The following is a 13075-nucleotide window of genomic DNA, read 5'->3' as shown; positions in this document are numbered from 1 at the left end:
AAGAGCGCCAGATGACTGCACAAAATTCGCCACAGGATAACGCGGAGGCCCAGACCAACGCCCAGCCTGACCTTCCGGCCAAGGGGGTGGAGGTCATACGCCATGCCCTGCGCACCATGCCTTTTGCTCCTGGCGTTTACCGCATGCTCGGGAGCAAGGGGGAGGTGCTGTATGTGGGCAAGGCGCTCTCGCTCAAAAAACGTGTCACGTCCTATACGCAGGTTGGCCGTCTGCCCGAACGCCTGCGGCGCATGGTGTCAGAAACCGCCTCCATGGAGATCGTGACAACCCATACCGAGGCCGAAGCCCTGCTGCTGGAGGCCAATTACATCAAGCGGATGAAGCCCCGCTTCAATATCCTCCTGCGTGATGACAAGAGCTACCCGTGGCTGATGCTGACCGACGGGCAGGCCTTCCCCCAGATTGCCAAGCACCGGGGCAAGGCGGTCAAGGGGACCAGCCTGTGGGGGCCTTTTGCTTCCGCATGGGCGGTCAACCAGACGCTGAACCTGATCCAGCGGGTATTTTTGCTGCGCTCTTGTGCGGATTCCGTTTTTAACAGCCGCAGCAGGCCGTGCCTCCTGTTCCAGATCAAACGCTGTTCCGCTCCGTGTGTGGAGCGCATAGACCAGCAGGCTTACGGGCAACTGGTGGAACAGGCGCGGGATTTTCTGTCCGGCAAGGACACCGCATTGCGTGAGACACTGGGCGCGGACATGAACCGTGCGGCGGAGGAGATGGATTTCGAGCGCGCGGCCGTACTGCGCGACCGTATCCGCGCGCTGGCGCAAATGCAGGAGTCTAGCGTGATCAACCCCGCGTCCTTGCAGGATGCGGACGTGTTCGGGCTATGGCAGGAGGCCGGGCAGACCTGCATTCAGGTCTTTTTTGTGCGTGGCGGGCGCAACAATGGCAGCCGCTCGTTTTTTCCGGCCCATGCGCAGGATGAGGCCGCGGCTGATATTCTTTCCGCTTTTATCGTCCAGTTTTATGATGACAAACCTTGCCCGGCGCAGATTCTGGTCAACCATGCTCTGGCGGAAAGCCCGCTCATGGCCGAGGCCCTTGCCCTGCGGCGCGGCAAAAAGATGGAGATTCTCAACCCACAGCGCGGTGAGAAAAAACAGGTGGTCGATCACGCCGTAACCAACGCGCGGGATGCGCTCAACCGCAGGCTGGCCGAAACAGCAGGGCAGGCCAAGTTGCTTCAGGGTGTTGCGGATGTGTTTGCGCTGGATGCCCCGCCTGAACGCATAGAGGTGTATGACAACAGTCATATTCAGGGCGCGCATGCCTATGGGGTGATGATTGTGGGCGGCCCGGAAGGGTTCAACCGCAAGGCGTACCGCAAATTCCGCATTAAAGGCCCCATCACACCGGGGGATGACTTTGCCATGATGCGTGAAGTGCTGGAGCGCCGCTTTGGCCGTGCCCTGCGGGAAGCGGAGGAGGGAGATACCTCCAACTGGCCCGATGTGCTGCTGATAGATGGTGGCGCAGGCCAGTATTCCGCCGTGCGGGCCGTGCTGGATGAGCTGGGTGTAACAGGCGTCAAGCTCGTGGGGATTGCCAAAGGGCCGGACCGGGATGCAGGGCGGGAGTGGTTTTATACCGACCATACGGAGCCTTTCCAGCTCCCCCTGCGCGACCCGGTTCTGTATTACCTGCAAAGGCTGCGGGATGAGGCGCACCGCTTTGCCATTACCACGCATCGCTCGGGGCGCTCCAAGGCACTTGTGACATCTGAGCTGGATGACATTCCCGGCATTGGCCCTGCGCGCAAAAAAATGCTGCTCAACACCTTTGGCTCGGCCCGGGCGGTCAAGCAGGCGGGGCTGGAGGCACTGGAGGCGGCTCCGGGGGTTAGCCGGGAGCTGGCACGGGTGGTTTACGGGCATTTTCACCCCGGTTGGTCACCAGACTAAACGGGGTAAGCACTTTTTTACGTGCCGATGGCAGCCCTGCAACCAAATTGTGGATGGGTGACGACTTTGCGATAGGTCAAACCATTCCAGTTTGGTGGAAAATGCGCTAGCATGCATCGCAATGCTGACAGACCTGCCCAACGTCCTGACACTTTCGCGCATTGTGGCCATTCCCATCGTGGTTGGATTTGCCGCATGGGGAACGCCGCAGGCGGATGCGTTGGCCTGTCTGCTGTTCATACTGGCCGGTATTACCGATTATTTTGATGGCAAACTGGCGCGCTCGCGGCATCAACTATCCGATTTCGGGCGTATGTTTGATTCCATAGCGGACAAACTGCTGGTAGGGGCCTGCCTTATGGTGCTGGCGGGCTTTTTGCGCCTGCCATACCTTAGCCTGTGGCCTGCCATTATCATTCTGTGCCGCGAAATTCTGGTATCTGGCATGCGTGAGTATCTGGCCGAGCGGCGCGCCAGCCTGCCCGTAACCCGGCTGGCAAAATGGAAAACCGGATTCCAGATGACCGCCATAGGCTTTTTGCTGGCGGGGGATGGAACGGGCGCGCTGCTGGGTATTCCCTGGCTGCCTGTTGCCCTGATTGGTGCGATACTGCTCTGGATTGCCGGTGTGCTCACAATGATTACCGGCTGGGATTATCTGACCAAGGGTTTGCAGCACGTCGATCTGTAGTAGCCTTTGCGCCAGAATGGGCAGCATTGGTCCTATGGCAGACAATACTGGCGGAATGCGGAGTCTGGGTATGCGAAAAGCCGCTCTTCTTGGAGTGTGCGTGATGATGAGCGGATGTGCTGGCTTTGAAAAAGTCATGTCCGACACCATCTCCCTACCCGGCGAAAACCCCAATGCCCCGGCTGGCTCGGACCTGAACATGCGGCGTGTGCAGGGGCAGGCCACAAAGGAAGTGCCTATTCTGCCCCAGGGGGGCAATATATGGCCCGGTCCGCCAGACCCGCTGCCAACGCTGGAAGATGTCGCCAAAGGCCGCATGAGCAGCCAGACAGGCGCAGAACTGCCAGCAACAGGCCCACAACTGCCAGATGGGCAGGAAATCAGTCTGGGCGAGCAGGAGAGCATCCACAAAGGGGTTGTCAGCCCGACCCGGTACGCTGCGCCAGAACTGGGACACACCAGTGCGCAACCCGCAAACGCAGGCAAGCCCGTGCCTGCACCTATTGAAATTCCCAATGGGGATGGCACAACAACCCTTGTTCATTCGGATGGTTCCATCAGCACCATTGGCACACCCAGCCGCCTGAGGCTGCCTGTGCATTGATGTCAGGCAGGTTCCGCAGCGCAAGCGGTGCACAGGACCTGCTGGTAAGGTAAAAGGTTGGTAAGGCGGATTATGGCAGACCGGGTAACAGTTTTGTTTTTTGCAGCACTGCGTGAGCAGATCGGTCAGGAAAGCCTGAGCGTGACCATACCCGCATCCGGGGTCACGGTTGCCGCCCTGCGTACCCAGATTGAAGGGGCAAACCCCACCATTGCGCAGGCATTGGCGGACCAGCCCAAACTGCGCGTTGCCGTGAACAGAACACTCAGCACATTTGAGCAACTGGTTACGCCGGGGGATGAAGTTGCCTTTTTCCCACCCATGACGGGGGGCTGAGCGGGCCATGGTGGTGCATGTTGCGGTGCAGGCTGCTCCATTTGACGTAGGGGTGGAGACTGAGCGCCTGAGTGCGCTTTCTCCGCTTACAGGTGGGGTGGGGCTGTTCGTCGGGCAGGTGCGTGGCGGGCAGGGACTCCGTGCCATGACGCTTGAACACTATCCGGGCATGACCGAAGCAACCCTGCATGCGCTGGCGCAGGAAGCACTGGCACGGTTTGACCTGACAGGCTGCACCGTAATCCACCGCGTGGGGCGGCTGGAGGTAGGGGCGGGCATTGTCTTTGTCGGGGCCGGGGCTGCGCACCGGGGTGCGGCACTTATGGCCACCTCCTTTTTGATCGACAGGCTAAAAACCGGCGCACCATTCTGGAAGCGCGAAGAATATGACGATGGCCGCACTATCTGGGTCGATGCGCGCGAGACGGATGAAGAGGCCGCCCGCGCATGGATGAATAACCCGACCGCCTGAGCGCGCCCCTTCCTGCCCGGCGTATAAGCCGGGCTTATTCTGCCAGCACGGTATGGATTGTGCGGCACAGGAACCGCAGGTCTGCCTCGGTTATGGTAAAGGCCGGGGTCAGGTACACAATATTCCTGAAAGGCCGTATCCACGCGCCGTGTGCTATCAGCTTCTGGCGCAGCTTGTCCGGGTTGCCCAGTGTTTCCAGCTCCACAACGCCAATGGCACCAAGTGTGCGCACGTCCCGCACACCGGGGAGCGTGCGGCATGGTTCCAGTGCTTCGGTCATGATCGCATTGATCGTGGCAACCTGTTCCAGCCGTGGTTCTGTTTCAAACAGGTCAAGAGCTGCATTGGCACAGGCGCAGGCCAGCGGGTTGGCCATAAAGGTGGGGCCATGCATCAGGGCATGCTCGGGGTTATCGGACAGGAACGCCTCAAACACATGCCGCCGTGCAACGGTCGCGGCCAGGGCCATGGTGCCGCCCGTAAGGGCTTTGGACAGGGTGATGATGTCTGGCGTAATACCGGCCTGCTCGCAGGCAAACAGGGTGCCGGTGCGGCCAAACCCTGTAAAAATTTCGTCCAAAATCAGCAGTACGTCATAGCGGTCCGCTGCCTGGCGGACTGTGCGCAGGACTTCTGGCGCATGGAACAGCATGCCCCCGGCCCCCTGCACCAGTGGTTCCATGATAATCCCCGCCAGTTCATGCGCATGGCGTGCAAGGAGCGCTATAAAAGCCTGTGTGCTGGGGGCATCTACTGGCAGGGGGGCTATAACGTGCTCGGTCAGTGCGGGGCCGTACAGGTGGTGCATGCCTTCCTCGGGGTCGCATATGGCCATGGTGGCCAGTGTGTCCCCGTGGTAGCCGCCCCGAAAAGCCAGTAATCGGGTGCGCTGGCGTTCGCCCCTGTTTAGCCGGTACTGGATGGCCATTTTCATGGCGACTTCCACCGCGACCGAGCCGGAATCGGTAAAAAACACCCGTTCCAGATCGCCGGGCAGTAGCGCGCATAATCTGCTGGCAAGGCGCAAGGCGGGTTCATGCACCATGCCACCAAACATGACATGGGGCATGGTCCCGAGCTGCTCCGTAACAGCCTGGCGGATATGGGGGTGGTTATAGCCGTGGCAGGCCGTCCACCATGCGGCAACACCATCCACCAGCACGCGTCCATCGGTCAGGGTGATGTGGCTGCCCTGCGTGCTCCGTGCCGCCAGAGGCGGGGAGGCTGTTTGCATCTGGCTGTAAGGAAGCCAGATATGGGGCAGGCCCTGCTGGTACCAGTCGGGCATGGAGGCGGGTGCGGACATGCTGTGGTGTTCCTGTAGATGATTGACCCGGAGGGCTGGCTCCGGCACCACAGATGTCATGACGCGGTTTGACAATCTTTTCCAGCAGGGGCTGGCCGGTTTTGCGGAGCAGGGGCGTATGCGCTCCTGCAAACAATGGCATGCGGCAGGCCCCGGCCTTTTGCAGCGCCCCGATACGGGTGCTGTTCTGGTTGATTTTTCGTCCAATGATTATCTGGGTCTGCGCACCCACCCGCGCCTGCTTGAGCGGGCCATTGCATGGGGGCAGGCAGAAGGGAGCGGGAGCGGGGCTTCACGCCTTGTTACGGGCACTCCACCCCAGACCATGGCGCTGGAGCAGCGACTGGCTACGCTTAAAGGCATGGAAGCAGCCCGCATATTTTCCTCCGGCTGGCAGGCCAATGCATCCGTGGTGCCTGCTCTTGCCCGTTTTTCTGCTCAGGTTATGGGGGCGCGGGCCGTTATTGTGGCGGACAAGTTCATCCATGCCAGCCTCTACCATGGGTGTGCTGCCGCAGGGGTAACGCCCAAACGCTTCAGACATAACGATATGGCGCATCTGGATGCCCTTCTGGCGCAGGATGCAGGGGCTGGGCTGAAAATTGTCCTGACCGAGAGCGTTTTCAGCATGGATGGGGACCGGGCGGACATGGCCCAGCTCCGTGCCATAACCCAGCGGCACAATGCTTTTTTGTGTGTGGATGAAGCCCACGCCACGGGTATTCTGGGCACGCAGGGCAAGGGGCTTGCCAATGGGCAGGCGGACCTTGTTGTTGGAACTTTCAGCAAGACGCTGGGCGGAATGGGGGCTTTTGTCGCGGCATCCGATGCTGTGTGCCGTTGGCTGGATAACACGGCCTCTGGCTTTATTTATTCCACGGCACCTTCGGCCATGGTGCTTGGGGCTGTGGATGCCGCACTGGACCTTCTGCCCGATATGGAAGAGGCCCGCACACATGTGGCGGAGCTTGCCTGTGGGTTCAGGCAGCGCATGGGGCAGGCAGGGCTGGAGGTTGGCCCCTCCACGACCCAGATTGTTCCCGTTGTGGTGGGGGCGGAGCAAACGGCGCTCGCACTGGCGCAGGCTGTTGAGCAGGCTGGTTTTCTGGCGGTTGCCATTCGCCCGCCAACGGTGCCACCGGGTGGCTGCCGCCTGCGGGTTGTTTTTCACGCTCACCATACGCAGGAGCAGATGCACGCTCTGGCTACCGCCATTATCAGTGCTGCGGCGCAAAATGGCATTTTGCAGGAGCATGGAGCCTTGGGCGCATGAGCCCGGTTAAACCCGTATTTGTGCATGGCTGGGGGTTTGGTCCGGAATTCTGGGCACCGGTGGTGGATGCTCTGGGGTGGACGGATGCGCTGATTCTGGACCTCGGTTTTCTGGAAGGTTCAACTTCCGCATCCCCAATGCTTGCTGCGCAATTATTGCAGGCCGTGCAGGTGCCGGGGGAGGCATTGCTGGGGATTGGCCACTCGCTGGGTTTTTTGTGGCTGGCCGAGCATATGGCGCTCTCCCCCACAGACCGGTTGGTGGGGATTAACGCTTTTGCCGCCTTTGCTGCGCGGGGGAGCTTTGCCTCTGGCGTGCCTGCCCGGGTTTTGCAGCGTATGCTCAAAGGACTGTCAAACACGCCGGAAAAGGTTCTGGCCGATTTTTACAACCTTTGTGGCGCATCTGGCTCCAGCAAGGTGCCATGTGTACCTAATCTGCGCGACGGGCTGGACCTGCTGCTGGCAGGCGATGCCCGGCCCGCACTGGCAGCCAAGGCCGGTCAATACGGTATTCTGGCTGCCCGGCAGGACCCGGTAGCCACCCCCGCCATGACGGAGCAGAGTTTTGCCGGGTGCGCAGCCGTGCAGTGGGTGGACGGCGGGCACCTGCTCCCGCAAACGGATGTGTCAGCCTGTGTGACGTTCCTACAGGCTGTGCGCAGAACAATGGAACAGGACGTACAATGACAGACCCGCAGCACAGGGAGCGGATACGCCGCAGTTTTGACCGAGCCGAAGGGTATGATGGTGCCGCAACGCTGCAACGCCTTGCCGCCCACAACCTTGCCGCACGGCTTGTCCGTGCGCTGGACGGCAGAAAACCCACCCGTATTCTGGAAATAGGGTGTGGCACCGGCCTGCTGACTGAACTGTTGGCCCGGAACTGGCCGGAAGCACAGATTGTCGCAACCGATTTTGCCCCGCAAATGCTCGAACGCGCCAGATGTCGCGCCATCCCGCGGACAGAGTTCAAACTCATGGATGCTGCCAACCCCACGGTTGAAGGCCCGTTTGATGTGGTCTGCGGTAATCTGGTCATGCAGTGGCTGGAGCAGCCTGAGCAGGTAATGGAGCGGCTGGGTGGGCTTTTGGCTCCGGGTGGCGTGCTGGCGGTTTCTACCCTGCTGGACGGGACATTCGCGGAGTGGAAAGCCGCCTGTGCGAGCGAAGGTGTGCAACCCGCCACACCGCATTACCCGCAGGCCGGGCAGATACAGGCATGGACGCCATGGCTGTTCGCAGGTCTGTGGGAGAGCGAGAGCTGTGTGCAGGCTTTTGGCTCCGGTCTGGAGTTTGTCAGGCACCTCAAGGCAACGGGTGCTTCTGTTCCACAGGCCGGGCGTAAACCAATGGGGGGGGCAGCGCTCCGGCGGGTTGCGCGTAGGCTGGACCACTCCGGAGCCGCCATAACGTGGCAACTGGCCTATGGCTGTTTTCGCAAGCCGCTAGTTGCGGGGGTGTTTGTTACGGGTACGGATACGGGGGTGGGTAAAACCCTTGTTTCCGCCTGTCTGGTCCGGCGCTGGCAGGCCATATACTGGAAACCCCTGCAAAGTGGTCTGGCAGATGAGGCAGGAGATACCACCACCGTTGCCCATCTTGCGCAGGGGGCTGAGTGTTTGCCACCCGCTGGGGCGTTTCAGGCTTCGCTTTCCCCTCAGGCTGCAGCCGAGGCCGAGGGCGCGCATGTAAGCCGCGCCCAGCTTGCCTTGCCGGAAGTTGAGGACGGCAGGCTGCTGGTGGTGGAAGGTGCTGGTGGGGTGATGGTTCCCGCAACGGATGAATTGATGATGCTGGACCTGGCCGCAATATGGGGGCTGCCGGTTGTGCTGGTGGCCCGCAGCGGGTTGGGCACACTCAACCATACACTGCTTAGCCTACAGGCATTGCGTAGCCGTGGCGTAGCCGTGGCGGGGGTTGTGCTGAATGGCCCGCCTAATCCGGCTAATAGCCGCACCATTGCGCAACTGGGCAAGGTCCGTATTCTGGCAGAAGTGGGGCATATGCCTGCACTGTCCTCCGCTTCCGTAGCAGAGGCGGCCGCCACATTCCCGGCGTGGGAGGCCGTTTGCACAAGGCCTTGACGGCATGTGAGTGTTTACAGGCAGGAAAATCACAAAGGCCACGTCCTAATCAGGCGTGGCCTTTGGTGTTTAGTACTGGCGGATCAAACCAGCCAGATGGCCCTGAATAACCAGCCGTTCAGCGGGAACAATGCGGGTTTCGTAGCGGGCATTGGCGGGCTCAAGGGCGATCATGTTGCCTTTGCGGCGCAGGCGTTTGAGTGTGACTTCCTGCCCGTCAATCAGGGCAACGATAATCTGCCCGTTTTCGGCCTGATCCGATTTTTTGATAATGACCTGATCGCCATCCAGAATCCCGGCTTCGATCATGGAATCCCCGGCGACTTCCAGCGCGTAATAATCCCCCGACCCCAGCATGTCCGCGGGGATGGAGAGGGAGTTGGACGTATCTGCCAGTGCTTCAATCGGCAGCCCGGCGGCAATGCGGCCATAAAGCGGGATTTTAACCGGGTCCTGCTTTTGCCGGGTAAAACTGCCACGAATGACGTTGGTTGGCAGTTCCTCCTCCATTTCGGGGAGCTGGATGACTTCCAGCGCGCGGGCACGGTGGTGGTGGCGGCGCAGAAAGCCGCGTTCTTCCAGCCCCGAAATCAGGCGGTGGATGCCGGACTTGGAGCGCAGGCCCATGGCCTCACGCATTTCGTCAAAAGAGGGGGAAAAGCCGGTCTGCTTGAGGTGCGAATCAATAAAAAGAAGAAGCTTGTGCTGTTTTCGGGTCAGCATGTCGCACCTCGAGCTGTCTGTTTGTAATGGAACATCAATCTTATGGTTTGTTCTATGTAAGTTCTTGTTTTTGTCAATATCAAAATCAGGGCAGGGGCATAATCTGGCACGCTTTGCCTGCTTTTTGGGCGGGGTCGTGGGGAGGGCGTATAATCAGCGCCTGACTTTTGGACAGAATGTTCAGCTGTGCAGAATCCTGCGGCCCAAACGGGGTGGCAACAAGCTGGCCTTCCTGCGTGGTCTGGAGTGTGGCGCGCAAAAAATCCTGCCGTTGGTCATTTTCGGGCACATCTGCACCCAGGAGTGCGGTCTGGGTTGGCATGGTGTTAGCCACGGTAATGCCCATAAGCTTGTGCAGGGCTGGCAGCACAAACACCAGACTGCAAACCAGTGCTGCCACGGGGTTGCCGGGCAGGCCAAGCACAGGCATGCCGTGGAGTGTGCCAGACATGAGCGGCTTGCCCGGACGCATGGCAATTTTCCAGAAGTTCTGGACAAGCCCGGCTTTTTCCAGCGTCGGGCGCACCAGATCGTAAGCACCTACACTGGCGCCGCCAATGGTGATCAGCATGTCCAGATCACGGGTATGGGCAAATGCGTTGGAGAGCGATGTGGCGTTGTCACGCGCAACGGGCAGCACAATGGAGTCTGCCCCATTCTGCCCCAGCAGGGCTGCCAGCATGAAGGATGCGGAATTGAAAATACCATCAGGCGGGGCAGTGTCACCGGGCAGGAGAATTTCATCCCCCGTAGCCAGAATCCCCACACGGGGGCGGCGGAACACTGGTAGCCAGACCAGCCCGCCGGCGGCTGCCAGACCTATATCCCGCGGGCCGAGTCTGCTGCCTGCGCTCAACAGCACGGCACCTTGGGCAAAGTCCTGCCCCTGCCGGCGAATAAACTGCCCTGCCTTGGCAGCCTGCGTTAGCGTGATCTGCTGGCCTGCTCGCTGGGTGTTTTCCTGAATAATAATGGCATCTGCCCCGGCTGGTATCTGGCTTCCCGTAAACAGCCGGATACATTCACCCGCAGCCACGGTGCGGGCAGACGGTCTGCCTGCGGGGGCCTCGTCTATAATCTGCAATACAGCGCCGGGCCGGGTATCTGCCGCTCTTACGGCGTATCCGTCCATTGCAGACACACAGACCGGTGGGTTGGCCCTGCGTGCATGCACGTCCTGGGCCAGAATGCGGCCGCATGCAGCACTCAGGGCGACGGTTTCCTGCCCGCACGGCAGCAGATTTTCCAGAATTCTGGCCCGCGCGGTTGCCACATCCAGCATGAATTCGTCTCCTTTTGGCGTCCGTGGCGCCATATTGATGTAAGAAAGCTTGACCTTTTGCCTTTGTATGCGCATTTTGCCGCAACTTGAACACCGCCGGAGCCGTATGGACCGGCTCTGTAAATATGTTCTGCTGAGGAAGTCATGGCCAAGACCAACGTCATCAAGATCCGTCTCGTCTCGACGGCTGACACCGGTTACTTCTATGTGACCAAGAAAAATGCCCGCGCTCACACGGGTAAAATGGAACTGAAGAAGTACGACCCGGTTGCACGCAAGCACGTCGTATTCCGTGAAGCCAAAATTAAGTAATTCTGGCCAGATCGGTATCTTATAAAAAAACGGCGCCATCGAGCGCCGTTTTTTTATGCGGGCATACAGGCTCACGCCCGCTTAACCCGGCTTGGATATATGTTGGGTAGGCTTAAAAAAGCGGATCGCGCCGGTCGTAGGGGATAACCACATCATTGCGGTTGGCCATGTTCAGCATGGCACGGGCGCGTTCATCCAGAATATCTGTATCCAGCGTGTTTTCACGCAGGCCATTGACGCGGCGCTTCCATGCGTTCTGTTCGGCCTGCGCATCTGTACGGGCCTGCTTGGCCTGTTCAAGCAGGCCAAGCTGCTGCTGGTAGGCCTGCATGCCGTGATCGCCCTGTGTGGCGTTCCAGCCAAAATAACCGGCAATGCTTAAAAACGCCAAAGGTGGCACCACGGCGCGTACAACGCGGCGAAAGAAACGGCCAATCTGCACTTTTGGTCAGCTCCTTGCCAGAGTCGTGGTTACCAAGAGACATGAATACAGAGTAATCTGTAGCCCATGTTACGCCAGATGGGGAAGGGCGTTGCATACAAAAAAAGCCGGCCCCAAAAGGGACCGGCCTGATCTGACGTGGCACAGGGGCAGAACAGGCTGCCCGCGGCACAGTTTTTAGCTGTTTTTAAGGATCGTACGGCCTGCATACTGGGCGGCTGTAACCAGTTCCTGCTCAATACGGATGAGCTGGTTGTATTTGGCAGTCCGATCGGAGCGGGAGAGCGAGCCGGTTTTGATCTGCCCGCAGTTGGTTGCAACGGCCAGGTCGGCAATGGTGGAATCTTCCGTCTCACCCGAGCGGTGGCTCATAACGGCGGTGTAGCCCGCCCGGTGGGCCATTTCCACAGCCTGAAGGGTTTCGGTCAGTGTGCCAATCTGGTTGACCTTGACCAGCAGGGAGTTGGCAATGCCAGCCTTGATCCCGCGGCTGAGGCGTTCGGGGTTGGTTACAAACAGGTCATCGCCGACGAGCTGCACTTTTTTGCCCAGTGTCTGCGTCAGCAGTGCCCAGCCTTCCCAGTCATCTTCGGCCATGCCGTCTTCAATGGAAACAATCGGGTAGCGGTTGACCAGATCTTCCAGATAAGCGGCCATGCCTGCGGAATCGAGGCTCTTGCCTTCACCTTCCATGACGTACTGGCCGTTTTTGAAGAATTCCGTGCTTGCGCAGTCCAGTGCAAAGGTTACGTCCTGCCCGGGGCGGTAGCCTGCGGCTTCCACGGCGCGGGTAATAAAGCCCAGTGCTTCATCAGCAGATTTAAGGGCCGGGGCAAAGCCACCTTCATCACCAACATTGGTGTTCAGGCCCGCAGCGCTCAGCGCTTTTTTGAGCTGGGCAAAAATTTCAGACCCCCAGCGAATGGCGTCCGCAACGGTTGGCGCACCCACGGGCTGGATCATGAATTCCTGAATGTCGATCGGGTTGTCCGCGTGCTGGCCACCGTTGACAATGTTCATCATGGGAACAGGCAGGATGTGGGCAAAAGACCCGCCAACATAGCGGTACAGGGGTACTTCCTGCTCTGCCGCCGTTGCCTTGGCCACAGCGAGTGAGACACCCAGAATGGCGTTGGCCCCCATGCGGCTTTTGTTGGGTGTGCCATCCAGATCAATCATGGCGTTGTCGATGTCGATCTGGTCAGAGGATTCTGCACCCTGTAAGGTGGGCAGGATTTCGCTCTCAATGTTTTCAATGGCGCGGAGTACGCCTTTGCCACCATAGCGCCGTGCATCACCATCGCGCAGTTCCACGGCTTCATGTGCGCCGGTTGACGCGCCAGAGGGAACAGCCGCGCGGCCTTTGGCACCGGATGCCAGTTCCACGTCCACTTCCACGGTGGGGTTGCCACGGCTATCCAGAATTTCACGGGCGATAATGTCAACAATGGCGCTCATGGTGTTTGTTCCTGCTTGTCAGTGGCACTGGCTGGGGCCGGTGCCGTCGTTTCTTATTCTTGATCTATGACGCAACCTGCATGGAGCTTTTCCTCCACGCGGTTGCTAGTGGCAGCGTCTTGGGCTTTTCTGTCAACACTGAGAACAAGAAAATACAGAGAAAAG

14 protein-coding genes are annotated in these 13075 nt (G+C 59.7%); 9 read left to right on the top strand and 5 right to left on the bottom strand.

The window, feature by feature from the left end:
• Positions 1-11 precede the first annotated feature (11 nt).
• The 5 genes from uvrC to LKE65_RS11035 all read left to right on the top strand — a co-directional run bounded on the left by uvrC (position 12) and on the right by LKE65_RS11035 (position 4028).
• On the top strand, positions 12-1925 hold the full coding sequence (gene uvrC, locus LKE65_RS11055) for an excinuclease ABC subunit UvrC (RefSeq protein WP_278741367.1): 1914 nt from the start codon (positions 12-14) through the stop codon (positions 1923-1925).
• Positions 1926-2046: 121 nt separating this feature from the next.
• Positions 2047-2616, top strand: a complete 570-nt coding sequence (gene pgsA, locus LKE65_RS11050; RefSeq protein WP_086645862.1) for a CDP-diacylglycerol--glycerol-3-phosphate 3-phosphatidyltransferase — start codon at positions 2047-2049, stop codon at positions 2614-2616.
• A gap of 70 nt (positions 2617-2686) precedes the next feature.
• Positions 2687-3220: a hypothetical protein gene (locus LKE65_RS11045; protein ID WP_095349153.1), complete on the top strand. Its 534-nt coding sequence runs from the start codon at positions 2687-2689 to the stop codon at positions 3218-3220.
• 72 nt (positions 3221-3292) lie between these two features.
• Positions 3293-3556 (top strand): molybdopterin converting factor subunit 1, encoded by a 264-nt coding sequence (gene moaD, locus LKE65_RS11040; RefSeq protein ID WP_165924975.1) that lies wholly within the window; start codon positions 3293-3295, stop codon positions 3554-3556.
• A gap of 7 nt (positions 3557-3563) precedes the next feature.
• Entirely contained in the window at positions 3564-4028 is a 465-nt protein-coding gene (locus LKE65_RS11035) for a molybdenum cofactor biosynthesis protein MoaE (RefSeq protein ID WP_278741366.1), read from the top strand.
• Between the two features lie 34 nt (positions 4029-4062).
• Here LKE65_RS11035 and LKE65_RS11030 read toward each other — a convergent pair whose 3' ends face one another.
• Positions 4063-5334, bottom strand: a complete 1272-nt coding sequence (locus LKE65_RS11030; protein ID WP_278741364.1) for an adenosylmethionine--8-amino-7-oxononanoate transaminase — start codon at positions 5332-5334, stop codon at positions 4063-4065.
• A 58-nt stretch (positions 5335-5392) separates the two neighbouring features.
• Here LKE65_RS11030 and LKE65_RS11025 point away from each other — a divergent pair, with 58 nt between their 5' ends.
• From LKE65_RS11025 to bioD, 3 genes are read left to right on the top strand one after another with little or no spacing between them, the layout of a single operon-like run.
• Positions 5393-6607, top strand: coding sequence for an aminotransferase class I/II-fold pyridoxal phosphate-dependent enzyme (locus LKE65_RS11025; RefSeq protein WP_278741363.1), 1215 nt, complete (start codon positions 5393-5395; stop codon positions 6605-6607).
• Positions 6604-7296 (top strand): alpha/beta fold hydrolase, encoded by a 693-nt coding sequence (locus tag LKE65_RS11020; RefSeq protein ID WP_278741362.1) that lies wholly within the window; start codon positions 6604-6606, stop codon positions 7294-7296. Before LKE65_RS11025 ends, LKE65_RS11020 begins: the two co-directional genes overlap by 4 nt.
• Positions 7293-8693: a dethiobiotin synthase gene (gene bioD, locus LKE65_RS11015; protein WP_278741360.1), complete on the top strand. Its 1401-nt coding sequence runs from the start codon at positions 7293-7295 to the stop codon at positions 8691-8693. Before LKE65_RS11020 ends, bioD begins: the two co-directional genes overlap by 4 nt.
• A 69-nt stretch (positions 8694-8762) precedes the next feature.
• Here the strand turns inward: bioD and lexA are convergent, their stop codons facing one another.
• A complete protein-coding gene (gene lexA, locus LKE65_RS11010) occupies positions 8763-9416 on the bottom strand; it encodes a transcriptional repressor LexA (RefSeq protein ID WP_095348904.1) in 654 nt (217 codons plus the stop codon).
• Positions 9417-9501: 85 nt separating this feature from the next.
• A complete protein-coding gene (locus tag LKE65_RS11005) occupies positions 9502-10773 on the bottom strand; it encodes a molybdopterin molybdotransferase MoeA (RefSeq protein ID WP_278741359.1) in 1272 nt (423 codons plus the stop codon).
• A 69-nt stretch (positions 10774-10842) separates the two neighbouring features.
• On the opposite strand from LKE65_RS11005, the gene rpmG reads away from it, so the two are divergent.
• Positions 10843-11010: a 50S ribosomal protein L33 gene (gene rpmG / locus LKE65_RS11000; RefSeq protein WP_003623017.1), complete on the top strand. Its 168-nt coding sequence runs from the start codon at positions 10843-10845 to the stop codon at positions 11008-11010.
• Positions 11011-11122: 112 nt separating this feature from the next.
• Here rpmG and LKE65_RS10995 read toward each other — a convergent pair whose 3' ends face one another.
• Positions 11123-11452, bottom strand: a complete 330-nt coding sequence (locus LKE65_RS10995; protein WP_086645870.1) for an FtsB family cell division protein — start codon at positions 11450-11452, stop codon at positions 11123-11125.
• Between the two features lie 177 nt (positions 11453-11629).
• The gene (gene eno, locus LKE65_RS10990) at positions 11630-12910 is read right to left on the bottom strand and encodes a phosphopyruvate hydratase (protein ID WP_086645871.1); all 1281 of its coding nucleotides are present in this window, start codon (positions 12908-12910) and stop codon (positions 11630-11632) included.
• Between the last annotated feature and the right edge of the window lie 165 nt (positions 12911-13075).

It is taken from the genome of Acetobacter fabarum, assembly GCF_022483405.1.
GTDB classification, from domain to species: domain Bacteria; phylum Pseudomonadota; class Alphaproteobacteria; order Acetobacterales; family Acetobacteraceae; genus Acetobacter; species Acetobacter fabarum.
The sequence above is the reverse complement of the archived record's forward strand: the minus strand, read 5'-3'. Positions and strand labels throughout refer to the sequence as shown.